Source organism: Streptomyces niphimycinicus, from assembly GCF_018883605.1.
GTDB lineage: Bacteria > Actinomycetota > Actinomycetes > Streptomycetales > Streptomycetaceae > Streptomyces > Streptomyces niphimycinicus.
The window spans coordinates 1-26,763 of the sequence record NZ_JAHLEM010000155.1; the positions used below are offsets into that span (position 1 = coordinate 1).

Sequence of the window (26,763 nt, forward strand, 5' to 3'; positions counted from 1 at the left end):
GACCACGACGCGCAGGATCTCCAGCACCGAGTTGGGGAAGTCGGTGTCCCAGCCGCCGGTGCCGAAGCCCACCTGGCCGAAGATCTCCCGGTGGCGGAACGACTGGAAGGTGGACGAGGTGGCGAGGAAGCCGTAGAAGGACTGGTCGTCGAACTCCTTGACCAGCGCGTTCCATACGGTCTTCAGCGTGGTGACGTCCCGCCGCTGGATGGCGTCCCGCAGCGTGCCCAGGTCGGCGCGCTCCTGGAGCGCCTTGTCCCACGCGTCGGCGACCTCCTGGTAGACCCCCGGAAGCTCGCCGGCGGTGCGCGCCCGGTCCTGACCGCCGTTCAGGTCGATCAGCGTGCTCGCGGTGGCCGGCGCCAAAGGATTAGGGAAAGGACGAGTGGACACGCCCAGCAGATCGATGTAATGGAACAGCGATCGAGCGGAGACGGGAAAGCGCATCGCCCCCATCTCCGCCTTGTATTCCGGATTCCCGGGGAAGGGTATGGACCGCATCCGGCCGCCCAGTTGCTCCGCTTCATAAAGAACTGGGGAAAGCCCTAGTCGTAGAAGCTCATAGGCCGCGGTCAGTCCGGACATGCCGCCGCCGATGACGGCGACTTCGGTCCCGTGCATCGCAGCAGGCAGGGAGCCCAAACCGGCTGGATGGGACAGCCACCTGTCATAGGAATAGGGGAAATCCGGCACGAGCATGGTCGTGGCGGACGCGGTAGCGCACGTCATGGCATCAACCTCTTGGGGCCGAGTGGCATCGCGGGGATATCAGGCGGTGTAAGCGACATCGAAATCCAGGCTCGCGGGCAGTTCTCGGCGCTGGCTGATGTTGATCTTCCGGTAGACACGGGTCAAGTGTTGTTCCACCGTGGAGATCGTGATGTAGAGCTTAGCGGCGATCTCCCGGTTGGTGTAGCCGGAAGCTGCTAGTGCCGCGACCCGGCTCTCGGCGTCGGAGAGTTCGGAAAAGGCGGCCGTATCCTCGCCGGTACGGGTCGCTTCCGACAGGGCCGAACGGGCCGGAGTGCGCTGAAGCGAACGGGACAGCTCCTCCGCGCCGCAACTGTCCGCGAGCCGCAGGGCCCGACGGGTCATCAGCCGGCTGGTGTCCAGATCGCCGAGCTGCTTGTGCGCCTCCGCCAGATCCGCCAGCGCCCGCGCCATCTCGTACCAGCCACCGCTCGCCTGGAGCACCCCCACCGCCTGCTGGAGCAGCGCGATCCGCTCGTTCAGCGGCCGGGTGGCGGCCAGCACCCGCAGTGCGGCGCCCCGGGTGCGGGACGAGGACTCCCCGGCCAGCTCCAACTGCTCCTCCGCCAGCCGCGCCGCCCGCTCCTGGCCGCCCAGGGTCAGCCAGGTCTCGGCGGCACCGAGCCGCCAGGTCAGGGTGGCGGGCGAGTCCAGGCCCCAGGCGGCCATCTTCTCGCCGCAGGCGCGGAAGTCGGTGAGGGCCGCGTGCTGCCGGCCGGTGGCCAGTTGGTGCCGGGCCCGGGCGTAGAGGTAGTGCAGCCCGAAGCGGTTCCGGTACATCTCCTCCGGCACCGGGCGGGCGAGCAGTTCGGCCGCCGCGTCGTGGTTGCCCATCGCGGTGTGCGCGTTGATCAGCATCCCGAGCGGCATGCCGACGGTGACCCCCCAGCCGCGCGCCGGAAGCTCCTCCAGCGCCCGCTCCGCGTACCGGACCGTGTCCCGCAGCCGTCCGACCCGCAGGGCGATCTGGGCCCGCAGCACACAGAAGTAGGCCAGCAGCGCCTTGGCGCCGCGCTCCGAGGTCTCCTCGATCAGCCGGTCGCACCAACTGGTGGCGGTCGCGTGGCGGTCCGCGTACACCAGCGTCTGGAGCGCGGCGTGCACCGTCAGCATCGTCCGGTCGGAGAGCCGGACGGTCTCCAGCACCCGCTCGGCCGCCCGCACGGCGCGCTCGTCGACACCGCGGCTCAGTACGGTCCGCAGCGCCCGGTACGCGGTCAACTGAGGCGACTCCGGGGACTGGCCCGGCGACAGCGGGCCGACGTCCCACGGGCCGTCGCACTCCTCCCGGTCCAGGAAGGGCCGCAGTTCGGGGTGGTCGGGGTAGGTGGCGGACAGCGCGAGCCGGATGGCGCGCAGCGCGGTGTCCAGACCGGTGCCCGGGTGCTCGGCGGCGGCCCGGCTGACCTGCTCCAGCGCGGCGGCCGCCTCGCCCATCCGGCCCAGCCCCAGCAGCCCGATGACGACCGGGATGGTCTGCGGCGCGGGCAGCAGCCCGCTGCCGGCCGGACCGGCCAGCGCCTGGAGCCGCCGCATCTGGGACAGCGGGTTGAACGGCCACATGGCCTGCACCATGGCCGCCTGGAGTTGCAGCGCCTCGCGCTCGTCGGTGCTGTACCGGCCGGCCATCTGAAGGCAGTTCATGGCGAGTTCCCTGCGGTCCGCGGCGATGGCGTGCACGGCCGCGTCGCGCAGCGCCTGCGAGATCCACTCCTCGACCGGCCCGGGCGCCTCGTGGCTGAGCAGATGGCGGGCCACGTCGAGGGGGTCGGCGCCCTCCTCGTACAGCAGCCGGGCGGCGCGCAGATGCAGCGGGCCCAGCTCGTGCGGCTCCAGATCGTCCAGCAGCACGGTGCGCACCGCGTCGCTGCGGAACCGTCCGCCGTGCAGGATGCCCACCTCGGTGAGCAGCCCGACGGACTGCCGGACCAGCCGCTCCTCGACCTCGATCAGCCTGCTCAGCAGGGGAACGGACGTGGCGTCACCCAGCAGCGCGACCCCGTGGGCCACTCGGCGGTGGGCCGGGCCGCCGCGGTACACGCAGGACAGCGCCGCCTGCCGGAACAGCTCTCCGGCCACCGGGGCGTCCGTTCCGGGCGCGGGGTCGAGGGGGCCGCGGGTCAGGCGGGAGAACCGGTCGTCCAGGAGGCCGCGCAGCAGCAGCAGATTGCCGCCGGTCATCTCGTGGTACGCGGCGGCGTGGCGCCCGGCCTCCGGGGTGCCCAACTCCTCCGTCAGCAGCGTGGAGATGCCCGCGACGGTGAGCGGGGCGAGCCGGACATGGCACACCTTCGGCTCGTGCAGCAGCTCGTCCAGGGCGGTGGCGGCGGGGCCGGTCAGTGCCCCGCGGCTGACCACGACGGACAGCGCCTCGGAGCGGCAGCGGCGGATGCCGTACGCCAGGCAGCGCAGCGACGGAAGGTCGGCGAACTGGACGTCGTCGATGGCGATCAGCAGGGGGGCGTCCCCGGTCAGCTCGTCGAGCGTGCGGTGGAAGTCCTGGAGCAGCGGGAGTTCGGCCTCGACGGGGCCGTGCGGGTTCCGGAGCGCCTCGAGGCCGGGCCGCGGCCTGGCGGGCTGAAGATGGGCCGGCATGCCCTGGTAGAGCTGCTCGAGCACGGCATAGGGGAACTTCTGCTCCGAGGCGGAGGCGACCGCGGGCAGTACCCGGACGCCGCGCCCACCCGCCGTGTCCGCCACGGTGTGCAGCAGTGCGGTCTTTCCCGATGTAACGGCGCCGCTGATCACGGCGAGCCGGCTTCCCTCGCGGGCGCCCTCGAAGAGGAGCCGATTGAGCCGGGCTATCTCCTGATCGCGCTCCACCAACACGTACGAAACACCTTCCCCGATTTAACGTATGCGCGGGGGTCTTGAAAGCGAATCACCGTGCATGGCGCACCTGGTAATGCATCGTCCCCCGAGTCGAAAATACCGCGCCGCTGTTGTGCCCCAGGTCCCTTCCGTTGCTGACACCCTGTGCGGCGGCATGGCTGCTCTGTGTCATGTCGCGTCTACTTCCGCCCCTCCCGGCCGGGTTGGGCATGCCAGCCCAGGATCAGGGGTATGGGGCGGATGCGCACTCTAGCAGTGCTGTTGGTAGGAAAAGATGACCGTCTCGTCACGGGAGAAACTGTTCGATTATGGTTTCGCCCCCGTAACCGAGTTGTGAAGCCGCCCGTCGGCTCTCAGATCGCGCGTCGCCGCTGGTGGTTGGGGGGTTGCCAGGGGTAACGCCCCTGTCGGATGTGAAAGTTGCGCAAAAGTGTCGGAATCTAGCGAACCTCGAGTTCGTCCCCACGCATCCCGTTGTGTGTGTTTCCGCTGTTCCATGGTCGTAGCCATCGTCGCCCGGAGCGTCCATTAACATCGCCGCGGCCACCGAATGGACCACGGTGTGTCATGGGCCACTATGGGAACGGCTACTAGGGAAACAACTAGTCGCCCGAGAAAACGGGAGGAAGTGCGCGTGATCAACCAGAAGTTGACATTTGTTGTCGGTACCGGTCGGTGTGGTTCGACGGCTCTGTCCCAGGTCATCAATATTCATCCGGATGTTCTCAGCATCAATGAATTGTTCGCCAGTATTCCCGATGCGGAGATGCTGGACGAGGCTCCGCTGAGCGGCGCGGAGTTCTGGGGATATCTCTCCCGGCCCAACGTGGTCACCAATAGCATGATCAAAAATGGCGCCACCCCGCCCGAGTTCCTCTACCACAAGCTGCCCAAGCGGCGGTTCGACGCGGAGACCACCGGTATTCCGGCCATCAGCGTCATGGTGCTGCCCCATCTGACCGACGATCCCGACGCGCTCTTCGACGAGTTGGAGTCCGAGGTCACCTCCTGGCCCACCCGCCGTCCGGCAGACCACTGGACGGCCCTCTTCGCCTCCCTCGGCACACGGTTCGGCAACCCCGGTGCCGTCGTCGAGCGGACCGGCCTGTCCATCGGCCGCGTGCCGGAGATGCACCGCGCCTTCCCCGAGGCGCGCTTTGTGCACCTCTACCGCGAGGGCCCCGACTGCGCCGTCTCCATGAGCCGCCACTTCAGCTTCCGGATGATCCCGCTGCTGTGGGAGATGGCCACGCACCTCGGCCTGGAGACCCCGCGGCATCTGACACCGCAGCACGCGGCCCAGCTCCCGCCCGACCTGGCACCGCTGCTGAGCGACCGGTACGACCCGGCGCTGGTGATGGAGCGCACCATCCCGCTCAGCGCGTTCGGCACCCTGTGGTCCGAGACGATCCTCGACGGTCTGCGGAAGCTGGACGACGTCCCGGCGGAGCAGCGCACCGCGCTGTCCTACGAGGCCCTGCTGGAAGAGCCGGAGAAGGAACTGATCCGGCTCGCCGAGTTCATCGGGGTGGAACCGCACCGCACCTGGCTGGACGCCTCCATCGCCCACCTCGACGGCGGCCGGCCCGGCGCGGCGCGGAAGCTGCCCGAGGCGGAGCTCACCCCGCTGCTCGAGTCCTGTAGCCCGGGCACCCGGGCGCTGGCCGCCCACCAGTAGGGCGCGCGTCGTCACCCGGCGACGGCCGCTCACCCCGAGGCCGGTCGCCGGGTGGCGCCCTGCTGTCTTGTCCTGGCCTGTCCGGCCTGGCTCAGGCACGCTGTGGCCTGGCTCATATGTCCTGGGCACGCTGTGGCCGGGCGTCCATAGCCGGTGCCTATCATCATGGTGTGCAGTTGCATCAGCTCCGTTATTTCGCCACCGTCGCGGAGACCCGGCACTTCACCCGCGCCGCGGAGCTTCTGCATGTCGCCCAGCCCTCCCTGTCCCAGCAGATCCGCGCCCTGGAGCGGGAGCTGGGAGCCGATCTCTTCCACCGGGCGCGCGGCAATATCGCCCTCACCGACGCGGGAGAGGCACTGCTCCCGCTGGCCCGCCAGATCCTCGCCGATGCCGAGACCGCGCACCGCGAGGTCCAGGAGGTCGCTCAGCTACGGCGCGGCCGGGTGCGGCTGGGGGCCACACCGAGCCTGTGCGCCAGCTTCGTCCCCGATGTGCTGCGCCGCTTCCATGACGAGTTCCCGGGCATCGAGCTGATCGTGGACGAGGGCGGCTCCCAGGACCTGGTCCGTACGCTCTCCGCGGGCGAGCTGGACCTCGCGCTGATCATCACCCCGCTGCCCGGCCAGGCCCCCGCGCTCGCCGCCACCGAGCTGCTGCGGGAGGAGCTGGTGGTGGCCTCCTCGCCCGCCTCCCCACCCCCCACCCGGCGCCGGCGGATCCTGGTCGAGGATCTGCGGGACCGGCCGATGGTGATGTTCCGGCGCGGCTACGACCTGCGCGAATTCACCACGGCGGTCTGCCGGGCGGCCGGGTTCGAGCCGTCCTTCACGGTCGAGGGCGGCGAGATGGACGCGGTGCTGGGCTTCGTACGGGCCGGGCTCGGCATCGCCGTACTGCCGGGGATGGTGGCGGCCCGGTCCGGGCTGCGGATCACCCCGTTCGCGGGCCACGATATGCAGCGCACCATCGCCGTCGCCCACCGTAAGGACGTCGCGCCGCCCCGGGCCGCGCGGGAGCTGCGCCGGGTGCTGCTCGAGCATCTGCGGACGGCGGCCGCGGGGGAGTTCGGCCTGCCGCCGAACACGACGCGACTGCTGCCGTAGCGGTGCGGGGGCGGGCCGGTGCGAACCGTAAGGCCGCCGCGAGGTGTGCGCTCGGGGGCGGGACGACCGTAAGGCCGCCGCGAAGTGGGTGCCACGGGGCGGGACGACCGTAAGGCCGCCGCGCGGGTCGTCGTGCCGTCAGCCCCAGATCGCGTGGGCCAGCGCCACACCCGCGAAGGCGGCGCCCACCCCGGCCACCAGACTCAGCACCACATTCGCCACGGCGAAGAGCCGGGCGCCCTCCTCGGCCAGCCGCAGGGTCTCGTACGAGAACGTCGAGTACGTCGTCAGCGCCCCGCACAGCCCCGTGCCCAGCAGCAGTTGCACCCGCTCGGACGCCGCCCCCTCCGCCGCCGCGCCGGTCAGCAGGCCCAGCACCAGAGCGCCCACCACATTGACCAGGAACGTGCCCCAGGGGAACACCGAGTCATGCCGTGCCTGGACCGCGCGGTCGGTCAGATAGCGCAGTGGGGCACCGACCATCGCGCCCGCGACCACCAGCAGCCAGTTCACCGGGCCCGGCCCCGGGGGTACACGATCTCGACCGGGTCGACCACCACCAGGCCGTCACCCACGATCTCCTCCAGCTCGGGCAGGAAGGACCGCACCCGCTCCTCCGTATCGATCATCACGATGGCCATGGGCAAGTCCTCGCCGAGCGACAGCAGCCGCGAGGTGTGGATCAGGGACGAGGAGCCGTACCCCTCGACGCCGCGGAACACGCTCGCACCCGCGAGCCCCGCACGATGGGCGCGGTGCACGATCTCGGCGGACAGCGGTCTGCGATGCCAGGTGTCGTTCTCGCCGATGAAGACGGTCAGCCGCAGCGCGGGCTGGCCGGTCACCGGGCCGCCCTCCCGCCGGGCCCGCCGCCGTACGCGCCCAGGACGCGCCGGGCCGCCGCCACGGCGGCCCATACGGCCACCATCGCCACCACGAGCGTCCCGGCCAGATAGGCGAAGGCGATCGCGAAACGGCCGTCCTGGACCAGCCGGGTGAAGTCCACGGCATAGGTCGAGAAGGTGGTGAAGCCGCCGAGCACACCGGTGCCGAAGAAGGGCCGTACCAGCCGGTGGGCCGTCCACATCTCGGTGATCAGCACCAGGAAGACGCCGATGACCGCGCAGCCGACGGCGTTGACCAGCAGGATCGTCCAGGGGAAGGCGCTGGACGGGGTCGGCCACAGCAGCGACGCCGCGTAGCGTGCCGTCGCCCCGAGCGCGCCGCCCACCGCCACCACGGCCACCACGGGGCCCTGCCCCCGCCAGGGGTGGTGCCGGGCGGGCGGGGCCGGGCCGGTATCGGGGTCGATGGGCTCGTCCACCACATCCGACCGTGAGTTGCCCATAGGGATCAGGCTACGTCGTGACGGCGACACCGGCCGATCTGGGAGGGCGGCCAGGACGTACGGGAGCCCACGGGAGCCGGTCAGTGATCCCGGCGCGCCACGAAGTCGCACAGCGCGTGCAGAACCCGCGTCGCCGGCCCGTCCGGCAGCCCGTTCACCGCGGTCCTGGCGCGCAGCAGCCGGGCGTGCATCACCGTCCGCGCCTCCGCCAGCGCCCCGCAGCGGTGCAGCAGCGCGACCGCCCTCGGCAGCCCGGCCCCTTCCGGGCCCGCGGTGGCGGCGGTCAGCAGGGTGCGCAACTCACCCGCCTCCGGCCGCTCGTCGGCCAGCGCCAGCAGCACCGGCAGGCTGGCGACACCGATCGCGAGATCCTTGCCCTGTTCCTTGCCGGAGACCTCGGAGGTGGAGGTGATGTCGAGGATGTCGTCGGATATCTGGAAGGCGATTCCCAGATGTTCGCCGTACTCGGCGAGCGCCTGGACGGCGGGCTCCGGGGCGCCCGTCCGGACCGCCCCCAGTTGCAGCGCCATGGCGATGAGCGAGGCCGACTTCCCCGCCACCACCGTGAAGTAGTGGGAGAGCGGATCGGCGTCGTCCGAGGGGCCGACGAGTTCCCGTATCTGGCCCATGATCAGCCGATTGGTGACCTTGGACTGCAATCGGATGGCTTCCGGGCCGAGTTCCGCGGCGAGCTGGGCGGCCTTCGACAGCAGCCAATTGCCCGCGAGTACGGCGGTGGTGTTGCCCCAGCGGGCGTTGACGCTGGGCACTCCGCGCCGGGTGCGGGCCTGGTCCATGACGTCGTCGTGGTAGAGCGAGGCGACGTGCACCAGCTCGGCCAGGGTGGCGGCTTTCACGGCGGCGGATGGATCGCGCTCGCCGAACTCCGCGCCGACCAGCGCCAGAAGCGGGCGCAGCCGCTTTCCGCCGGGGCCGAAGAGATGTCCGGCGATCTCCGCGACCCAAGGGTCCCGGGCCTCGGCGGCGAGCGCGCGGAGCTGCTCCTCCGAGGCGTCCATCCCGCGTTCCAGCCGGGCCGTGAGCGCGGGGTCGCCGGTGGTGAGCTCCATGGCCATGGAGCCCCTGGGCTCGGTTGTGGCGGACGCGACCATGCCGCGGACCGTAGGCCAGGGACATACCGGAACACTGAATTCCGTCAGGAAGGTGCCATTTCCGTATCCCAGGCTTTTTCCCAGGGCCCTCGGGGAACCCCTCGGCGGGTGCCCGCTCCGGCCGGTACCGTCAAGCCTGACGACGCCGATCGCGAGCGAGGAGAACAGCGATGAGCAACCCCTTCGAGAACCCCGACGGCCGCTATCTCGTGCTCGTCAACGAGGAGGGGCAGCACTCCCTGTGGCCGGCCTTCGCCGAGGTCCCCGCGGGCTGGACGGTCGCCCATGGCGAGGACGACCGCCAGGCGTGCCTGGACTACGTCAACGAGCACTGGACCGATATGCGGCCCAAGAGCCTGATCACCGCGATGGATGGCACCTCGGCCTGACCGGACCCGCACTCGGTTGGCAGTTTCCGGCCGTATCTCTTCCCTTTTGGCGCCGCATGGCCTGAACGCGTGCCTTACGGTTGCGATGGGCCCCACGGCGTTACGTTGACGGTGTGACGACCGACGCGAACGCCGACCTTCCGGCGACCATGCGGGCCTGGGTGGTCCCCGCCCCGGGCCGGATCGAGCAGGTGGAGCTGCCGGTGCCACGGCCGGCGGAGGACGAACTGCTGATCCGGGTCCGGGCCTGCGGGGTGTGCCGCACCGATCTGCATGTCCGCGACGGCGATCTGCCCCCGCACCGCAGCCCCGTCGTCCCCGGCCACGAGGCCGTCGGCGAGGTCGTCGCGGCGGGTTCGCGGGCGCATGGCCCCGGCCCCGGAGTCCGGCTCGGCGTCCCCTGGCTGCGGCGCACCTGCGGCCACTGCCGCTACTGCCTCCGGGGCCAGGAGAATCTCTGCCCGTCCTCGGAGTACACCGGCTGGGACGCGGACGGCGGCTACGCCGAGTACGTCACCGTACCGGCGGCCTACGCCTATGAGCTGCCCTCCGGATACACCGACGAGGAACTCGCCCCGCTGCTGTGCGCCGGCATCATCGGCTACCGCGCCCTGCGCCGCGCCGACCTGCCGCCGGGCGGCCGGCTCGGCATCTACGGCTTCGGCGGCTCCGCCCACCTCACCGCCCAGGTCGCCATGGCCCAGGGCGCCGTCGTCCACGTCCTGACCCGCTCACCCGCCGCCCAGGCCCTCGCCCTGGAACTCGGCGCCGCCTCCGCGAACGACTCCTACGACCGCCCGCCCGAGCCCCTGGACGCCGCCATCCTCTTCGCGCCGGTGGGCCAACTGGTCCCGGTCGCCCTGGAGGCCCTGGACGCCGGCGGCACGCTGAGCATCGCCGGGATCTACCTCTCGGACATCCCGTCCCTCGACTACGACCGCCACCTCTTCCGCGAACGCACCATGCGCAGCGTCACCGCCAACACCCGTGAGGACGGGCGCGCATTCCTCGCCGCGGCCGCCGAGGACCGCATCAGTGCCACGATCACCCCCTACCCCTTCGACCGGGCGGACGCCGCCCTCGACGACCTCGCCGCCGACCGCGTCAACGGGGTCGCGGTCCTGACGATGCCGCACTAGCGCGAGGAGCCGGGCGCTCCACCCCGGGGACCGCTACGGCCACGAACCGGTCGTCGCTCGGGACCTCTACGGCCATGGACCGGCCGTTGCCCGGAGCCGCTACAACCCCACGAACCGCCCGTCGCTCACTCCGGCGGCCCCGCTCGGCGGCCGAGCGGGGAGACGCGGCGGTATCCCGCCCGGGCGTTGACGATACGGGCGAGCGCGGTGCCCGCGACGGCCGCCGCCAGGAGGCAGGCGAGCCAGCCTGCGTCGCGGTCGCCCGCCCAGGAGAGCCGCCCCGCGGGCGGAATGGCGAAGCCGTTGAGGAACAGCCAGCACAGCGCCGCCGTACCGGGCGCCGCGACAAAACGCGCGCACAGCCCCAGCAGGGCGGCCAGCAGGGAGAGCCCGATCAGGGCGAACACCGGGCGGCCGTGGCCGCCGAGGAAGTTCACGGTCACCACCAGCACCAGCGCACCGAGGAAGGCCCCACCCCAGATGACGGGAGTGGCGACCGGATCGGGAACCGGCCTGATGCCTGTGCTGAGCCGCCTCCACTCAATCATGGGCCCCATCCTCCTCCGGGCACCATCCTCCTCGCCTGTCGATGGCCACCCCATCCTTGTGCGGCCGGCATCGTCCCATCGCGCCCCCATCCACCGGCCCTCATTACCAATTCTTTGCCATTCGTTAGGGTGGCATGAGACTCGAGCGACGAGAGGGATGATTGTGGGCGCTCCGCGGATGAGCAGTACGCCATTGCCCGGCATCGGGGTTCGCTACGACCTGACGACACGAGAGAACGGGTTGCTGTCGGTCATCGCGCACCGCGACGGAGACCGGACGCTGAGTGCGTACCGGAAGGAGGATCCCGATGAGTGTGCCCTGTCCACCAGGCTGACCGCAGGGGAAGCGGAAGCACTGGTCGGGGTCCTGATGCCAAGCCATCACAGCCCGAATCTGCTGTCCACGACCGAGCTGGGGCTGGTGGCCGAGCGGATCGAGCTGTCGTCCACGTCGTACTGGAACGGGCGGGTGCTGGGCGAGACGCGGATGCGGACCGAGACCGGCGTCTCGATCGTGGCCGTGCTGCGCAGGGCGGAGGCGATCCCCTCTCCGACCCCCGACTTCCGGCTGGCCGGTGGGGACGAACTGATCGTGATCGGCACCCGCGAGGGCGTGCAGTCGGCCGCGGCGATACTCGGGCGGGTGTAAGCCGATGCATTCGTCTGCCGTCTTTCTGATCGAGTTCGGCGCGGTCATCCTGGGCCTCGGGCTGCTGGGGCGGCTGGCCGGACGGTTTCAGTTCTCCCCGATCCCGCTGTATCTGCTGGCCGGACTTGCCTTCGGCGAGGGCGGGCTGCTGCCGATGGGGACGAGCGAGGAGTTCGTCGCGACCGGCGCCGAGATCGGCGTCATCCTGCTGCTGCTGATGCTCGGCCTGGAGTACACCGCCAGCGATCTGGTCAGCAATCTGAAGACCCAGTACCGGGCCGGGCTCGTCGACGCGGTGCTCAACGCACTGCCCGGCGCCGTCATGGCCCTGCTGCTGGGATGGGGGCCGGTGGCCGCCGTGGTGCTCGCCGGTGTCACCTGGATCTCCTCCTCCGGTGTCATCGCCAAGGTCCTCGGCGATCTGGGCCGGCTCGGCAACCGCGAGACCCCGGTGATCCTGAGCATCCTGGTCCTCGAAGACCTGGCGATGGCCGTCTATCTGCCGATCGTCACCGCCCTGCTGGCCGGTGCGGGCCTGGCGGCGGGCAGCGTCACCCTGGCCATCGCCCTCGGCGTGGCCGGTCTGGTGCTGTTCCTGGCCGTCCGCTACGGCCGGCACATCTCCCGCTTCGTCTCCAGCGACGACCCCGAGAAGCTGCTGCTGGTGGTGCTCGGGCTGACGCTGCTGGTGGCGGGGATCGCCCAGCAGCTCCAGGTGTCGGCGGCCGTCGGCGCGTTCCTGGTGGGCATCGCCCTGTCCGGGGAGGTCGCCGAGGGCACCCATCATCTGCTCAGCCCGCTGCGGGATCTGTTCGCCGCCGTCTTCTTCGTCTTCTTCGGACTGCATACGGATCCGGCCAGCATCCCCCCGGTGCTGCTGCCCGCCATGACGCTGGCCGTCCTCACCGCCAGTACGAAGATCGCCACCGGCTACTGGGCGGCGCGGCGGGCCGGGATCTCCGAACGGGGCCGCTGGCGGGCGGGGGGCACGCTGGTGGCCCGGGGCGAGTTCTCGATCGTCATCGCCGGACTCGCCGTCACGGCCGGTATCGAACCCTCGCTGGGCCCGCTGGCCACGGCGTACGTCCTGATCCTGGTCGTCCTCGGGCCGCTCACCGCCCGCTGGACGGAGCCCGTCGCCCGGCGGGTCACGGCCCGGCTGGCGGCGCGCCGCGAGGCCGCTGAGGCGAAGGCGGCCGAGGCCGGAGGAGCGAACGGGGCCGGGAACGGGCGCGAGGGCCTGGGGGAGGAGCCACGGGAGACGGTGGACGACCCCGATGCAGTGGGGCGCCGTTCATAGGCGCCGTTCATAAGGCGTTCGCCGGTGCGTACAGGGAGGGCCGCGGGGAGATCCGCGGCCCTTCCGCGTGTCTCAGCCCTGGTCCGCGTCCTCGTGCCCCGAGTCCCGGAAGTCTTTCAAGCCCCCTGAGCCTTCGAAACCTGCTAAGTCTCCTAACCCCCCTAAGTTCCCTAACGCGTCGCCGAGCCCGGCCGCGACCATGCCGCCGCCCGCGACCCCGGCCGCCGTACCGGCTGAGATTGCCGAGGCGATCGCCCCGGCGCGGGGCGGGTGCGCGGCGCGGGCCTCGATGAGCGCCCGGATCCAGGAGTCGACCTCAGCGGTCCAGTCGCGATGTTCGCGGCCCTCATGGCGCACGGTGTGGCGGCCCGGGGCGACAGGGCCACCGCGGAGGCGCTTGCCGGGGGAGGACACGCCGGAGAAGGGCCTGCCGCGCTTGTCGGCCTCCAGGACGACCTCCATGCCCTCGGAGCCGGTGAGAAGAGCTACGGCGATCTCGTTCATGTCGTGGATGTAGCGCGGGGCGGGGGTGAGCTCGATCTCCTGGTGGAAGGGGAGCGTCTGCCCGCTGCCGGCGATATGACCGAGCCGCAGATCGGCGGCGACGAGGCCGAAGCCGAGCCGCCCCAGCGCCCCCAGCACGGCTTCCTGGACCGGCAGCGGTCGCACGATCAGCTCTTCCGGATCGCCGTGGTCCTTCGCGCCCGCCGACGCGAGCTCGACCCGGAGGGCCAGGACGACGCCCAGCGGCTGCCCGGACAGCTCGGTGAGCGGGGTTTCCCACGGTATGTGAAATATGAACGGAATGTCTCTGTGCTCTCGCGTATCGAGCCGGAACCCCCCGCTGAGCCGGAGACGGTCGAAGACCACGCCGCCCGGGCCCTCCTCGCCGCCGTGCCCCGCGCCGACCCTGGCGACCAGCTCCAGTGCGAGGTGCTCGATATCGCGGGCCCGGCCTCCGCCCCGGAGCCGCACCTGCCCCTGCACCACCCCACCGGGGCGCACCGGCCCCCGGTCCAGGACCGTGTCCACGACGGGTCCGCCGACCCCGAGCGAGCCGAGCACTCGTTTGAACACCATCGCGGAGTCCACTCCTTCACTGTCGCTGGGTTCGTTCACTGTTCCGTGGGGGTATGTGTGGAACGAATGGGACGGTAAAGGGATTCCCATGCATACCTTCTGGAATGGCAAAACCGGCCGGGGATGGTGCGGCCCCGGCCGTCGGCATCCGCGACGTCCCAGCTCAGGCGCCCTTTGGTGGGTCCCTCGTCCGGTCGAACACTTTTCGGAATTCGTTCGTCCGTACCCGACGCCACCCTTTCGGGTGACCCGGATCGGGCGGGGAAAACGGTCTGTTTCCACCAACGGCCCCTCGCGGAGCGCCATCTGATTGGGGCTCCCGGGCGCGGGTAACCCGGGGGCGGACCCTGGGCCCACGACGGGCGGGCGCAGTGCGCAGAGTGGAGTATGTCCGCATAGGCGTGTGCCCGAATGCGGGGCGCCTGTTCATCCTCACCCCGGAGGACGGGAGGAACCGATGTCACGTGTGCGACGGGTGAGATCGGCGCTGCTCAGCGCCGCCGCGATCGTCGTGAGCGCGGGGATCAGGCGTTGGCGGCACAGGCCGTCGCGGATGGCCCGGCCGGCCGACGCCCAGAACGGCGGCCGATGGCAGACGGTCACCGTCAACCGGCCGCCCACGGACGTATGGGCCGAGGCGCTGCCGGAGCCGCTGGAGCGCTACGGAGACCGGCTGGAGATCCGGATCCGCCCGGCGCCCGGGAACTGCGGGACCGAGCTGGCGGCCCGGACGAAGGATCAGCCCTCGCGGCTCGCCATCGCCCTGCCGGGCAGGCTGGCCGGTCAGGACCCGCGCCCGCAGGTACGCCGCGCCCTGCGCGAGGCGAAGTCCCAGCTCGAGGCCGGAAGGACGGCACAGCCCAAGCCACAGCCGTAGGCGCGGCGCATATGGGCGGCACAGATAAAACGAACGGCTGCTGGGAGCATGGCGATCGCAGAAGGACCTCCACGGCGAGTCGGGTCCGAATCGCCGTCCCGCTTCGGGTAATGGTGGGCGAATCAATACAACGTATTCGTCGGCCGGTGCCGCCGGCCGCCCCCATATGCATCCTGCCGAGGAGCGGACACGGACATGGCGACGACAACCAAGCCCGAATTTCAAGCTCCCGCCGAACCCACCAAACTCGGCAGCATCGTGGTCGACTGGCTCACCACCACGGACCATAAGAAAATCGGACACCTGTACTTGGTGACCGCGTTCGGTTTCTTTCTCATCGGCGGTCTGCTGGCCATGGTCATGCGGGCCGAACTCGCCCGGCCCGGACTGCAATTGGTCAGTCCCGAGCAGTACAACCAGGCTTTCACCCTGCACGGCACGCTGATGCTGCTGTTCTTCGCCACGCCGGTGTTCGCCGGATTCGCCAACGAGATCATGCCACTCCAGATCGGCGCCCCGGATGTCGCCTTCCCCCGGCTGAATATGTTCTCGTACTGGCTCTTCGCCTTCGGCGGGCTGATCATTATCGGCAGTCTGCTCACCCCCGGCGGCGCGGCCGACTTCGGCTGGACGGCCTATACGCCGCTCAGCAGCAAGGCGCGCACACCGGGCGTGGGCGGCGACATGTGGGTGATGGGCCTCGCCCTCTCCGGCTTCGGAACGATCCTGGGCGCCGTCAACTTCGTCACGACCATCGTGTGCATGCGCGCCCCGGGAATGACGATGTTCCGCCTGCCCATCTTCACCTGGAACATCCTCTTCACCTCGGTCCTGGTGCTGCTCGCCTTCCCCATCCTGGCGGCCGCCCTGCTGGTGCTGGAGGCGGACCGTAAATTCGGCGCGGTCGTCTTCGAGGGGGCCAACGGCGGGCCGGTGCTCTGGCAGCACCTCTTCTGGTTCTTCGGCCATCCCGAGGTCTACATCATCGCCCTGCCGTTCTTCGGCATCATCACCGAAATCATTCCGGTGTTCTCCCGCAAGGTCGTCTTCGGTTATATCGGCCTGGTGGGCGCCACCATCGCCATCACCGGCCTGTCCGCGACCGTATGGGCCCACCATATGTTCGCCACCGGAGCGGTGCTCCTGCCGTTCTTCTCCTTTGTGACGTTCCTCATCGCGGTGCCGACCGGGGTGAAGTTCTTCAACTGGATCGGAACCATGTGGCGTGGCTCCCTCTCCTTCGAGACGCCGATGCTGTGGTCCATCGGCTTCCTGGTCACCTTCCTCTTCGGCGGGCTGACCGGGGTGATCCTCGCCTCGCCGCCGATGGATTTCGGGGTTCACGACAGCTATTTCGTCGTCGCCCACTTCCACTACGTGGTCTTCGGCACGGTGGTCTTCGCGATGTTCGCCGGATTCTATTTCTGGTGGCCCAAGTTCACCGGCAGGATGCTCGACGAGCGCCTCGGCAAGATCCACTTCTGGACCCTGTTCGTCGGCTTCCACACGACCTTTCTGGTGCACCACTGGCTGGGCGTCATCGGCATGCCGCGCCGCTATGCCGACTATCTGGCCGCCGACGGCTTCACCACGCTGAACACGATCTCCACCATCGGCTCCTTCCTCCTGGGCCTGTCCACCCTGCCGTTCCTCTACAACGTGTGGAAAACCGCGAAGTACGGAAAGCGGGTCGATCTCGACGACCCCTGGGGATGGGGCCGCTCCCTGGAATGGGCCACCTCATGCCCCCCGCCCCGGCACAACTTCCTCACCCTGCCGAAGATCCGCTCCGAATCCCCCGCCTTCGACCTCCACCACCCCGAGGTCATCCCCCAGGAGGTGACCACGTCGAGCAGGCCGCCCCTCTCCGGGGCGGGCGAAACGGGCGACGACACCGGGGACCGTAAGGACTGACGCCCGCTGAGGAGCGACCCCCTCGGGGCCTGGACCCGGGCCGGGGAAAGTCACGCACTATCGCATCCAGCCGCAGACGCGTACTATCGCGTTCGGTTGCCGATGGCTGCCCAACTTCCCCCGCATTCCCCTGCATTCACCCGAGTTCCCCGAGGAGCACCCCCATGCCCACGCTGCTGGACCCGGTCCTGGACCTGCTGATGCTCCGCGGCACCGTCACCGAGGCCGAACCGATAGCCGCCCGCATGCGCCGGCTGCGCATCGAGGGCGACACCCTCGCCGGTCTCGACGTCCGCCCCGGCCAGCAGGTGCGCGTCCTGGTCGGCTCCGGGCTGACCCGCCGTACGTATTCCGTGTGGCGCTACGACCCCTCCGGCGCCGTCGAGTTGTGCGTGCTGGACCATGCCGAAGCGGGGCCGGGGGCGCGCTGGGGCGGGAGCGTCCAGGTCGGCGAGCGGGTGCGTCTGGGCAAGCCCGAGGGGTCGTTCACGCTCCGACCCGATGCCGCCCACCACGTCTTCGTCGGGGAGGAGACGGCATCCGTCCCCTTCGGTGCGATGCTGGCCGCACTGCCGCCCGATGCGCGGGTCTCCGGCTGCCTGGAGACGGACACGGCCGCGGACCGCCTGCCGCTGCCCCATGCGGACCGCCTCAACTGGCTGACCAGGGGAGACGTTTCACTCCCGGACGCGGTGCGACGTCTTGCCCCCGAACCGGGCGGGATCGCCTACGTCGCCGGCGAGGCCCGTACCGTGCAGCGAGTACGCCAGGTGCTCGTCCGGGAGGCGGGCTGGGACCGCCGCGCGGTACTCACCAAGCCGTTCTGGGCACCGGGCAAGCGAGGCATGGAGTAGGACGGACGGCTCCCGCGCTGCCCCCTGATCGCCGGGGCGCACCCGGTGCGGTACGCGAGCCCGGCGGAGCGCTCCGAACAGCGCGAAGACCCCCTCCGCTACGTGCGTAGAGAAGAGGGTTCGGTGCGCCCCCGGCAGGACTCGAACCTGCGGCCAAGCGCTTAGAAGGCGCCTGCTCTATCCACTGAGCTACGGGGGCCGGTGGTGGTCGCGGAACTGCTGAGCCCCCGGTGCCTGCGGGGCCGACGGGGCGGCCGTGGTGCGGGTGGCCGGGCTCGACGGACCGTGACCTTGCCGGGACAAGGATAGGGCTCCTTGCGCCTCGCCCCGGTTGCTTCACCTCCGTGGCACGTTGTGGAGGTTCGGTGAAGCGGTCTGATAATCGCAGGCAGGTCTGAAACTTGCATCGTTTTTCACGCCTCAGGGAACGGGTGTTGTCTACTCGTTATGCCCGCGCCCCTGTCGTCACGTCCGCCTCATGCCCCTTTTAGTGTGATCCGGGTGGGTCTCTTTGACGCGCACGAGTGACCATACGCTTCAAAAAGGCACCAAAAGCGTGCATTCTTCACCACGTGGCGATCTTGGACGTACGGCCCCGGCTGCTCGACGCGCTGACCTCACTGCGTGACCGTGTCGACGCCGCCCGGTTTCCGCTCCCCCTTCCCGGCGCCGACCGCGCTCGCCGCAGCCGAGCCGAGCTGCTCGCTCAACTGGACGACTACCTCGTGCCCCGGTTGCGCGCCCCCGAAGCGCCCCTGCTGGCGGTAATCGGGGGATCGACCGGGGCGGGCAAGTCCACCCTCGTCAATTCGCTGGTCGGCCGACGGGTCACCGAGGCCGGTGTGTTGCGGCCCACGACGCGTACGCCGGTGCTGGTATGCCATCCCGACGATCACCCCTGGTTCGCGGGGCAGCGGGTGCTGCCGCGGCTCACCCGGGTGTGGGTGCCGGCACAGGGGGAGCGGGCGGAGAGCGCGTACGACGAGGAGGGGCGGGCGCAAGAGGGGCCCGCGGCGCTGCGGGTGGAGACCGACCCGGGGCTGGCGCGGGGGCTCGCCCTGCTCGACGCGCCCGACATCGACTCGCTGGTCGCGCGGAATCGCGATCTGGCCGCCGAATTGATCTGCGCCGCGGACATCTGGGTGCTCGTCACCACGGCCACCCGCTACGGCGACGCCGTCCCCTGGCATCTGCTGCGGACCGCGAAGGAGTTCGACGTCACCCTCGTCACCGTCCTGGACCGGGTGCCGCACCAGGTGGCCGCCGAGGTCTCCCGGCAGTACGCCGCGCTCCTTACGGCGGCCGGGCTCGGCGATGTCCCGCGCTTCACCATCCCCGAGCTCCCCGAATCCGCGGGCGGCGGCAGCGGGCTGCTGCCGGCCACCGCCGTCGCCGCCCTGCGGTCCTGGCTCATCCAGCACGCACAGGATCCGTACGCCCGTACCGTCGCCGCCGCCCGTACGGCCGCCGGGACGCTCGCCTCGCTGAGCTCCCGGATGCCCGCGCTGGCCGGGGCCGCGGCGGCCCAGCACGCGGCCGCGGTGCGGCTGGTCCAGCGGGTCGAGGGCGCGTACGGGGAGGCGGTGGAGCGGGTGCGGCGCGAGATCGCGCAGGGCGCGGCGCTCGCGGGCGGTGCCCTCACCCACTGGCACGGCCTGCCGCATGACAGCACCCCCGATGAGCTCCTTACGGCTCTCACCGACTCCCTGGCCACCTTGCTGCGCGGCGCGGCCGCCACCGCCGACGAGCGGGTCGCGGAGGCCGGAAGGCAGGACCCGGTCGCGCGGGCCGCGCTCGCTCCATGCGACGCGCCCGGCGCCGCCGAGCGGATCGGCGTGGCCGTGCGGCACTGGCGGCGCTGCGCCGAGGAACTGGCCGAGGAGGAGGCCAGGGCCCGGATCGCCGAATACGGGGGCAACTGCGCGCCCGAGGAGATCGCCGCCCTGCTCGCCGCGTCCCTGCTGGGCGGACGCCGCGCCCGTAAGGCGGGCGAGAAGCTCGCCGAGACCCTGGGCGCGCATGCGGCGCTGCGTCTGGGCGACCGCGGCGGACGGCTGCTCGACAACTGTGTCACGCGCGCCATGCGGGCGGAGCGGGACGGCAGGCTGGCCCCGCTGGACGCCCTGGACATGTCCCCGGAGCACCAGGTCGAGCTGATCGCCGCGCTGTCCGTACTTCAGAAGGAGAGGTGACCGAAGGTGACGGCCACGGAGGGCAACGGCGGCAACGAGGGCGGCGGGGGAGACCGGGCGGCGACGGGCCGCCACACATGGGACGACGGCCTGATCGCCCGGCGCGCGCACCGCTGGACCGGAGGACGGGCCGGGGCCCGGCACGTCCGCGCGGTGGACGAGGGGAGGCCGCAGGAGGCCGCGACGGGCGTTCCCCACGCCCCGGTCGGCTACTTCCCGGAGGAGGAGACCGACCGGCGGTCCTTCGGCGGCCCTCCCTACGCCGTGTACCAGGCCGGCGTCCGTAGCTTCGCGACAGGCACCCTGCGGCCCCGTCTCGAGGCCCTGCGCCAGTTGGTCGGGCTGTCCCGGTCCCGGCTCGAGGGACGCACGCTCGCCGGGGCCGCGCGGGTGCTCGACGAGGCGGACGCGCGGGGACGGCATCCTTACGGGCACACCGTGGTCGCCGTCGCCGGGGCCACCGGAAGCGGTAAGTCGACACTTTTCAACGCCCTCGCCGGAGCCCCCCTCTCCGAGGCCGGGATCCGCCGCCCGACCACCGCCACACCCCTCGCCTGTGCGTGGACCGACCACGCCGACGGCCTGCTGGACCGGCTCGGCATCCCGGCGGTGGACCGGCGCAACCCGGGCTATCCGTACGACCCCGCGCTGCGCGGTCTCGTCCTCCTCGACCTGCCCGACCACGACTCGGCCGCCCCGGGCCACCGGGAGCGGGTGGACCGGCTGCTGGGTCTCGTCGACGCGGTGGTGTGGGTGGTGGACCCCGAGAAGTACGCGGACGCGGTCCTCCATGAGCGCTATCTGCGGCCGCTCGCCGGTTATGCCGAGGTGACCTTCGTCGTGCTCAACCAGGTGGACCGGCTCCCGGGCGAGGCCGCGGACCAGGTGCTGGACGATCTGCGGCGGCTGCTGGACGAGGACGGGCTCGCCCTCGGGGAGCACGGGGAGCCGGGGGCGGCCGTGCTGGCGCTGTCCGCGCTGACCGGCGAGGGCGTCCGAGAGCTGCGGGAGACGCTCGGGCGGCTCACGGCCGAATGCGGGGCGGCCGAGCGCCGGCTGTCGGCGGACGTGGACGGCACCATGACGCGGCTGCGGCCGCAGTATGTGGCGGACAACGGGCCGGTCGGGCTCACCGAGCGGGCGCGGGCGGAGTTCGAGGACCGGCTGGCCGAGGCGGCGGGGGCGGTCGCGGCCGGGCAGGCGGCGGAGCGCGCCTGGCTGAGGGACGCGGAGTGGCGGTGCGGAACGCCGTGGGGGCGGGTGCGGGGGAGGAGGGCCCGCGCCTCGGGGGCCTCCCGGGCCTCGCGAACCCCCGGAGCCGCGGAGCGGATGGAGATTCCGGGCGCGCGGGCGCGCACGGTGGCGGTGGAGGCGGTCACGGCACGCCCCGCGGTGGAGGAGGCCGTACGGACGCTCGGGGACCAGGCGACGGCCGGGCTGCCCGGCCCCTGGGCGCAGGCCGTGCGGGAGGCGGCGGGGTGGGGCGGCAGAGGGCTGGCGGAGGCGGTCGACGAGGCGGTGGCGGCAGCGGCGGTGGACCGGCAGCCGATCCGGCCGGTGTGGTGGTCGATGGTGGCGGCGGCTCAGGTGACCTTGCTGGTGGTGCAGATGGTGGGGGTGCTGTGGCTGCTGGGAGCCACCGCAGGGGTGTTCGGCGGGCCGCAGTGGTGGATGCCGGCGCTGCTGGTGGGCGGTGCGGCGGTCGGTCCGGCGCTGGCGTGGGGCTCCCGGGTGGCGGCGCGGGGGCCCGCCCGGCGTCATGGCCGGTCGGTGGAGGGCCGGTTGCGGGCGGCGGCGGCCGAGTGCGGGGCCCGGCGGGTGCTGGAGCCGGTGGAGGCGGAGCTGGCCCGGTACGGGGAGGTACGGGCGCAGTACGTCATCGCGGCGGGCGGCGCGTGACGGTCGGTCACCCGGGCGGGTGACCGAGTTATCCACAATCGCGGGGTCGTGCACAGGGCCCGGCGGGGTCTGGCGATTCCGGGCAGCATGGTCCACGAACAGCACGACAGGGCCGGGAATTGATGGGGGAGGCGTGGCCGGTGAATGAGAGCTGGGTGACCGTGGTGGGCAATGCCGCGACGCGGCCGGATTTCTGGGAGACGGCGGCGGGAGTCGCGGTGGCCCGGTTCCGGCTGGCGGTGACGGTGCGCCGGTGGGACCGGGGGCGGGACGCGTGGGCGGACGCGTATACGAGTTTCTATACGGTCTGGGCGTGGCGCACGCTCGCCGCGAATGTCGCCGGGTCGGTATCGCTCGGTGAACCGCTTGTTGTCCATGGGACGTTGCGGGTGCGGGAGCGCGAATGGGACCGGGAGCGGGAGCGGGAAAGGGGTCGGCCGCTTCAGGGAGAAGGGGGAGGCGCGGCCGTGGGCCCGGGCCCGGCCGTGGATTCCGGTGGCGGGCCGAATCAGCCCAGTCGCTGGGTTACCGCCGAGATCGACGCGATGGCGGTGGGACATGATCTTACGCGCGGTACATCCGCTTTTCGCCGGGTTTCACAGGCTAAACCGCTTCTAAACGCACCGACCAGGACAACTTCCCCGTGAGTGGCTGTGAGCACGGGAGACTTGTCGATAATCCCAGCTCATATGCGATCTGAAGATTGATAACGATTCCGATTCGGATCGGTTGGGTCCAGGCATTAGCGGGGAACATGCACCGCTTTTCTCCCTAGGATCCGTGCGTGCCCAACGGGGGTTCCTGAGTTTTGAGTTCGCTGGCGAGGCGCACCAACCGACTGGCGCTCGCCCGGAGGGGAAACCATGATTTCTGTAAAGAGGCGGGGCATTGCCCGCCTTGCGGCCGCCGTTCTGGCGTCCGGTCTGGTCGCGGCGGGCGCGCTGGTCACCGCAGGCACCGCCGCCGCCGATGACGCGCCCCCGAGTCAGGGCGGCGCCACCGCCACGCTGGGCGGTCTCAAGACGTTCGACAAGGCCGTGATCCACGAGAACGGCAAGGACCAGCAGGTCGGCGCCGGTCTCTTCGAGATGTCGGTCGACAACGGCGGTTCCATCCAGACGTACTGCATTGATCTGCATAACCCGACGCAGAGCAAGGCGAAGTACGAGGAGAAGTCCTGGGCCGAGACGTCCCTGGCGAACAACCCCAACGCGGGCAAGATCAACTGGGTTCTCCAGAACTCCTACCCGCAGGTGAACGACCTCGGTGCGCTGGCGAAGACGGCCGGCACCGGTGCCCTCACCGAGAAGACCGCCGCCGCGGGTACGCAGGTCGCCATCTGGCGTTTCTCGGACAACGCGAAGGTCGACGCGATCGACCCGCAGGCCGAGAAGCTGGCCGACTACCTCGAGAAGAGCGCGCAGAACCTCGCGGAGCCCAAGGCGTCGCTGAGCCTGGACCCGCCGGCCGTCTCCGGCAAGGCCGGTGAGCGCCTCGGCCCGGTCAAGGTCCACACCAACGCCGACAGCGTCACCCTGACCCCGGGTACCGAGGCCGGGGGCAGCGGCGTCAAGCTCGTCGACAAGAGCGGCAAGACCCTCACCAGCGCCGCCGACGGCGGCGAGGTGTACTTCGACGTCCCGGAGGGCGCGGCGGACGGTTCCGCCACGCTGACCGCCCAGGCCGCCACCAAGGTTCCGGTGGGCCGCGCGTTCGCCAGCGCCACCAAGAGCCAGACGCAGATCCTGGCCGGGTCCAGCGAGAGCACCGTCTCCGCCACCGCCACCGCGAACTGGGCGAAGAAGGGCGCGGTCCCGGCGGTCTCCGCCGAGAAGGACTGCGCCAAGGGCGGCGTGGACATCACGGCCACCAACAAGGGCGACGAGGCGTTCACCTTCGAGCTGCTGGGCCAGAAGTACACCGTCGAGGCGGGTCAGTCGAAGACCGTCACCGCCCCGGTGAAGGAGGACCAGAGCTACAAGTTCAGCATCACCGGTCCGAATGGCTTCGAGAAGACCTTCTCCGGCGTTCTCGACTGCAAGACCGCCAGCAGCGGTGGCGGCAGCGACACCCCCTCCTCGCAGCCGAGCCCCGCGTCGGCCGGTGGCAGCACCGGCGGTGACACCTCCGGTGGCGACCTCGCCGAGACCGGTAGCAGCAGCAACACTCCGATGATCGCGGGCATCGCCGTGGCGCTGGTCGTCGTCGGTGGCGGCGCGGTCTTCTTCGTCCGCAAGAAGAAGGCGCCCGCGGGCGAGTGAAACGCCTGGGCGGCGACGCCGGGGCAGCAGTGATCGCTGAGTGAAACGAAGGTCACCGAGTGTGGTGATCATCGAAAACGCGGTGATGGAGGGCCGGAGCCTCGCGGAGGTTCCGGCCCTTCGCGTCATGGGGGCGGCGGATGCCAGGGTGGTGGGGCCGCGGATGCCGGACTCACGCCGCACGCCGGACCAAACGGGTTTCCGCCTCGGGCTTGGCGTACGGCAAGATGGCTGTATCTACCCTCATGCGGTGGAGCCGCCACGGATACGGACCCCGCGGCGGAGCCGCACCTCGATACCTACCAGATTGCCGGACGGTTTCTCTTGGCTGAGTTCATCTACACCATGCGCAAGGCGCGCAAAGCGCACGGCGACAAGGTGATCCTCGACGACGTCACGCTGAGCTTTTACCCTGGCGCGAAGATCGGTGTCGTGGGCCCCAACGGCGCCGGTAAGTCGACGGTGCTGAAGATCATGGCGGGCCTGGAGCAGCCGTCCAATGGTGACGCCTTCCTCTCGCCCGGCTACAGCGTTGGCATCCTGCTCCAGGAGCCCCCGCTCGACGAGTCCAAGACCGTGCTGGAGAACGTCCAGGACGGCGTGGCGGTGACCAAGGGCAAGCTGGACCGCTTCAACGAGATCGCCGAGCTGATGGCGACCGACTACAGCGACGAGCTGCTCGAGGAGATGGGCAAGCTCCAGGAGGACCTGGACCACGCCAACGCGTGGGACCTGGACGCCCAGCTCGAGCAGGCCATGGACGCCCTCGGCTGCCCGCCCGGCGACTGGCCGGTCACCACCCTCTCCGGTGGTGAGAAGCGCCGGGTCGCGCTCTGCAAGCTGCTGCTGGAGGCCCCCGACCTGCTGCTGCTGGACGAGCCCACCAACCACCTGGACGCCGAGTCCGTCAACTGGCTGGAGCAGCACCTCGCCAAGTACGCGGGCACCGTCGTGGCCATCACCCACGACCGGTACTTCCTGGACAACGTGGCCGAGTGGATCCTGGAGCTCGACCGCGGCCGCGCCATCGGCTACGAGGGCAACTACTCCACCTACCTGGAGAAGAAGCAGGCCCGGCTGAAGGTCGAGGGCCAGAAGGACGCCAAGCGCGCCAAGCGCCTCAAGGAGGAGCTGGACTGGGTCCGCTCCAACGCCAAGGGCCGCCAGGCCAAGTCCCGGGCCCGGCTGACCCGTTACGAGGAGATGGCCGCCGAGGCCGAGAAGACCCGGAAGCTGGACTTCGAGGAGATCCAGATCCCGCCGGGCCCGCGCCTGGGCAGCGTCGTGGTCGAGGTGGAGAACCTCTCCAAGGCGTTCGGCGAGAAGGTCCTCATCGACGACCTCTCCTTCACCCTCCCGCGCAACGGCATCGTCGGTGTCATCGGCCCCAACGGCGCCGGTAAGACCACGCTCTTCAAGATGATCCAGGGCCTGGAGACCGCCGACGCGGGCCGCATCAAGGTCGGCGAGACCGTCAAGATCTCCTACGTCGACCAGAGCCGCGCCAACATCGACCCCAAGAAGACGCTGTGGGCGGTCGTCTCCGACGAGCTCGACTACATCAACGTCGGCCAGGTCGAGATGCCGTCCCGCGCCTATGTCTCCGCGTTCGGCTTCAAGGGCCCGGACCAGCAGAAACCGGCCGGCATCCTCTCGGGCGGTGAGCGCAACCGCCTCAACCTCGCGCTCACCCTCAAGCAGGGCGGCAATCTGCTGCTCCTCGACGAGCCCACCAACGACCTCGACGTCGAGACCCTCTCCTCGCTGGAGAACGCGCTGCTCGACTTCCCCGGCTGCGCCGTGGTCGTCTCCCACGACCGCTGGTTCCTCGACCGCGTCGCCACGCACATCCTGGCGTACGAGGGCGAGTCCAAGTGGTTCTGGTTCGAGGGCAACTTCGAGTCGTACGAGAAGAACAAGATCGAGCGGCTCGGCCCGGACGCGGCCCGTCCGCACCGTGCCACCTACAAGAAGCTCACCCGGGGCTGAGTGGATGGCACGCCATATCTACCCCTGTCCCCTGCGCTGGTCCGACATGGACGCGTTCGGCCACGTCAACAACGTGACCTTCCTCCGCTATCTGGAGGAGGCCCGGGTCGACTTCATGTGGCGGCTGGCGCCGGGGAACGGGAGCGACGCGTTCACCGGCGGCGTGGTCGTGGCCCGGCATGAGATCGACTATCTGAAGCCCCTCGTCCACCGGCACAGCCCGGTGACCATCGAGACCTGGGTGACGGAGATCAGGGCCGCGTATCTCACCCTGCGCTACGAGATCAAGGACGAGGACGCGCTGTATGTGCGTGCCGCCACCCGCATCGTGCCCTACGACCTCGACCAGGGCCGGCCGCGGCGGGTCTCCCCGGAAGAGGAGAGGTTCCTGACCGAGTACCTGGAGCCGGACCCGGTGAAGAAGGGCGCAGGTAAGGCGGCTGCGAAGTCCGGTGGATCCGGTGATTCCGGTGGATCCGCCGGTGGCGCCGGGCGGCCGGAGGGGGCCGTTGCCGTATGACGGCCGCCGGCCAGGAGCTCCACTTCACCGACGCCGGGGAGGCGGCCGATCTCGCCGCCTTCCTGGCCCGGCTGATCCACTACGACCGGGCGGCGGCGGTGCGGCTGCAAGCGGGCGGCGGTGTGCTCGCCGTCTTCGGCCGGCCGCCGTCCTTCGAGGTCCTCGCGATCCGTACGGCGCGGCTCGAAGCGATCATCGGCACCGATGCCACGCCGGCAGGGGCCGCTGGGGCGGCGCGCGGGCCCGGCGCGCTGGATACGACGGTCTCGGCGGGCGAGCTGGAGGACGCGCTGGTCACGGCGCGGGCCGGGCGGACCGCCGACGGC

At 70.7% G+C, this 26,763-nt stretch carries 24 protein-coding genes and 1 tRNA gene; 16 read left to right on the top strand and 9 right to left on the bottom strand.

Annotation, left to right across the window (positions count from 1 at the left end; all coding sequences use genetic code 11):
- Positions 1 to 729: flavin monoamine oxidase family protein (locus tag KN815_RS15325; RefSeq protein ID WP_216342492.1), on the bottom strand; the 729-nt coding region annotated here is incomplete at its 3' end.
- Positions 730 to 768: 39 nt separating this feature from the next.
- Positions 769 to 3,579, bottom strand: coding sequence for a helix-turn-helix transcriptional regulator (locus KN815_RS15330; protein ID WP_216342493.1), 2,811 nt, complete (start codon positions 3,577 to 3,579; stop codon positions 769 to 771).
- Positions 3,580 to 4,159: 580 nt separating this feature from the next.
- On the opposite strand from KN815_RS15330, the gene KN815_RS15335 reads away from it, so the two are divergent.
- A complete protein-coding gene (locus tag KN815_RS15335) occupies positions 4,160 to 5,260 on the top strand; it encodes a sulfotransferase (RefSeq protein ID WP_253208996.1) in 1,101 nt (366 codons plus the stop codon).
- Positions 5,261 to 5,430: 170 nt separating this feature from the next.
- Positions 5,431 to 6,366, top strand: coding sequence for a LysR family transcriptional regulator (locus tag KN815_RS15340; RefSeq protein ID WP_216342495.1), 936 nt, complete (start codon positions 5,431 to 5,433; stop codon positions 6,364 to 6,366).
- 138 nt (positions 6,367 to 6,504) lie between these two features.
- Here the strand turns inward: KN815_RS15340 and crcB (KN815_RS15345) are convergent, their stop codons facing one another.
- The 4 genes from crcB (KN815_RS15345) to KN815_RS15360 all read right to left on the bottom strand — a co-directional run bounded on the left by crcB (KN815_RS15345) (position 6,505) and on the right by KN815_RS15360 (position 8,826).
- Positions 6,505 to 6,879, bottom strand: a complete 375-nt coding sequence (gene crcB / locus KN815_RS15345) for a fluoride efflux transporter CrcB (RefSeq protein WP_216342496.1) — start codon at positions 6,877 to 6,879, stop codon at positions 6,505 to 6,507.
- Complete coding sequence (locus KN815_RS15350) at positions 6,876 to 7,211, bottom strand: DUF190 domain-containing protein (RefSeq protein WP_216342497.1); 336 nt, start codon at positions 7,209 to 7,211, stop codon at positions 6,876 to 6,878. Before KN815_RS15350 ends, crcB (KN815_RS15345) begins: the two co-directional genes overlap by 4 nt.
- Entirely contained in the window at positions 7,208 to 7,714 is a 507-nt protein-coding gene (crcB, locus tag KN815_RS15355) for a fluoride efflux transporter CrcB (RefSeq protein WP_216342498.1), read from the bottom strand. The genes KN815_RS15350 and crcB (KN815_RS15355) overlap by 4 nt, the downstream gene beginning before the upstream one ends.
- An 80-nt stretch (positions 7,715 to 7,794) precedes the next feature.
- A complete protein-coding gene (locus KN815_RS15360; RefSeq protein ID WP_216342499.1) occupies positions 7,795 to 8,826 on the bottom strand; it encodes a polyprenyl synthetase family protein in 1,032 nt (343 codons plus the stop codon).
- A gap of 170 nt (positions 8,827 to 8,996) precedes the next feature.
- Here KN815_RS15360 and KN815_RS15365 point away from each other — a divergent pair, with 170 nt between their 5' ends.
- Together KN815_RS15365 and KN815_RS15370 are read left to right on the top strand one after the other, a co-directional pair.
- Positions 8,997 to 9,215 carry an MbtH family protein gene (locus KN815_RS15365; protein ID WP_014060764.1) on the top strand — a complete coding sequence of 73 codons (219 nt, stop codon included), beginning with the start codon at positions 8,997 to 8,999 and terminating at the stop codon, positions 9,213 to 9,215.
- Between the two features lie 149 nt (positions 9,216 to 9,364).
- Entirely contained in the window at positions 9,365 to 10,354 is a 990-nt protein-coding gene (locus tag KN815_RS15370) for a zinc-dependent alcohol dehydrogenase family protein (RefSeq protein ID WP_216342512.1), read from the top strand.
- Positions 10,355 to 10,479: 125 nt separating this feature from the next.
- On the opposite strand, the gene KN815_RS15375 is transcribed toward KN815_RS15370, so the two are convergent.
- On the bottom strand, positions 10,480 to 10,902 hold the full coding sequence (locus KN815_RS15375; RefSeq protein ID WP_216342500.1) for a hypothetical protein: 423 nt from the start codon (positions 10,900 to 10,902) through the stop codon (positions 10,480 to 10,482).
- 178 nt (positions 10,903 to 11,080) lie between these two features.
- Here KN815_RS15375 and KN815_RS15380 point away from each other — a divergent pair, with 178 nt between their 5' ends.
- Positions 11,081 to 11,551, top strand: a complete 471-nt coding sequence (locus tag KN815_RS15380; protein ID WP_216342501.1) for a cation:proton antiporter regulatory subunit — start codon at positions 11,081 to 11,083, stop codon at positions 11,549 to 11,551.
- Between the two features lie 4 nt (positions 11,552 to 11,555).
- Complete coding sequence (locus tag KN815_RS15385; RefSeq protein ID WP_216342502.1) at positions 11,556 to 12,851, top strand: cation:proton antiporter; 1,296 nt, start codon at positions 11,556 to 11,558, stop codon at positions 12,849 to 12,851.
- Between the two features lie 72 nt (positions 12,852 to 12,923).
- Here the strand turns inward: KN815_RS15385 and KN815_RS15390 are convergent, their stop codons facing one another.
- Positions 12,924 to 13,931: a sporulation protein gene (locus tag KN815_RS15390; RefSeq protein ID WP_216342503.1), complete on the bottom strand. Its 1,008-nt coding sequence runs from the start codon at positions 13,929 to 13,931 to the stop codon at positions 12,924 to 12,926.
- A gap of 457 nt (positions 13,932 to 14,388) precedes the next feature.
- Here KN815_RS15390 and KN815_RS15395 point away from each other — a divergent pair, with 457 nt between their 5' ends.
- The 3 genes from KN815_RS15395 to KN815_RS15405 all read left to right on the top strand — a co-directional run bounded on the left by KN815_RS15395 (position 14,389) and on the right by KN815_RS15405 (position 17,576).
- The gene (locus KN815_RS15395) at positions 14,389 to 14,808 is read left to right on the top strand and encodes a hypothetical protein (RefSeq protein WP_216342504.1); all 420 of its coding nucleotides are present in this window, start codon (positions 14,389 to 14,391) and stop codon (positions 14,806 to 14,808) included.
- Positions 14,809 to 15,003: 195 nt separating this feature from the next.
- Entirely contained in the window at positions 15,004 to 16,722 is a 1,719-nt protein-coding gene (gene ctaD / locus KN815_RS15400) for an aa3-type cytochrome oxidase subunit I (RefSeq protein ID WP_216342505.1), read from the top strand.
- Positions 16,723 to 16,886: 164 nt separating this feature from the next.
- Positions 16,887 to 17,576 (top strand): siderophore-interacting protein, encoded by a 690-nt coding sequence (locus KN815_RS15405; protein ID WP_216342506.1) that lies wholly within the window; start codon positions 16,887 to 16,889, stop codon positions 17,574 to 17,576.
- Positions 17,577 to 17,702: 126 nt separating this feature from the next.
- Here KN815_RS15405 and KN815_RS15410 read toward each other — a convergent pair.
- A tRNA-Arg gene (locus KN815_RS15410) sits at positions 17,703 to 17,775 on the bottom strand.
- Positions 17,776 to 18,157: 382 nt separating this feature from the next.
- Here KN815_RS15410 and KN815_RS15415 point away from each other — a divergent pair.
- From KN815_RS15415 to KN815_RS50360, 7 genes are all read left to right on the top strand, one after another.
- Positions 18,158 to 19,768: a dynamin family protein gene (locus KN815_RS15415; protein WP_216342513.1), complete on the top strand. Its 1,611-nt coding sequence runs from the start codon at positions 18,158 to 18,160 to the stop codon at positions 19,766 to 19,768.
- Positions 19,769 to 19,774: 6 nt separating this feature from the next.
- Positions 19,775 to 21,667: a GTPase gene (locus KN815_RS15420; RefSeq protein ID WP_216342507.1), complete on the top strand. Its 1,893-nt coding sequence runs from the start codon at positions 19,775 to 19,777 to the stop codon at positions 21,665 to 21,667.
- 122 nt (positions 21,668 to 21,789) lie between these two features.
- Positions 21,790 to 22,314, top strand: coding sequence for a single-stranded DNA-binding protein (locus tag KN815_RS15425; protein ID WP_372458364.1), 525 nt, complete (start codon positions 21,790 to 21,792; stop codon positions 22,312 to 22,314).
- 216 nt (positions 22,315 to 22,530) lie between these two features.
- On the top strand, positions 22,531 to 23,928 hold the full coding sequence (locus KN815_RS15430) for an LAETG motif-containing sortase-dependent surface protein (protein ID WP_216342509.1): 1,398 nt from the start codon (positions 22,531 to 22,533) through the stop codon (positions 23,926 to 23,928).
- A gap of 324 nt (positions 23,929 to 24,252) precedes the next feature.
- Positions 24,253 to 25,917: an energy-dependent translational throttle protein EttA gene (gene ettA / locus KN815_RS15435; protein WP_216342510.1), complete on the top strand. Its 1,665-nt coding sequence runs from the start codon at positions 24,253 to 24,255 to the stop codon at positions 25,915 to 25,917.
- Positions 25,918 to 25,921: 4 nt separating this feature from the next.
- A complete protein-coding gene (locus KN815_RS15440; protein WP_216342511.1) occupies positions 25,922 to 26,437 on the top strand; it encodes an acyl-CoA thioesterase in 516 nt (171 codons plus the stop codon).
- On the top strand, positions 26,434 to 26,763 hold a 330-nt coding region (locus KN815_RS50360), incomplete at its 3' end, for a DUF8010 domain-containing protein (RefSeq protein WP_507229902.1). The genes KN815_RS15440 and KN815_RS50360, both read left to right, overlap by 4 nt.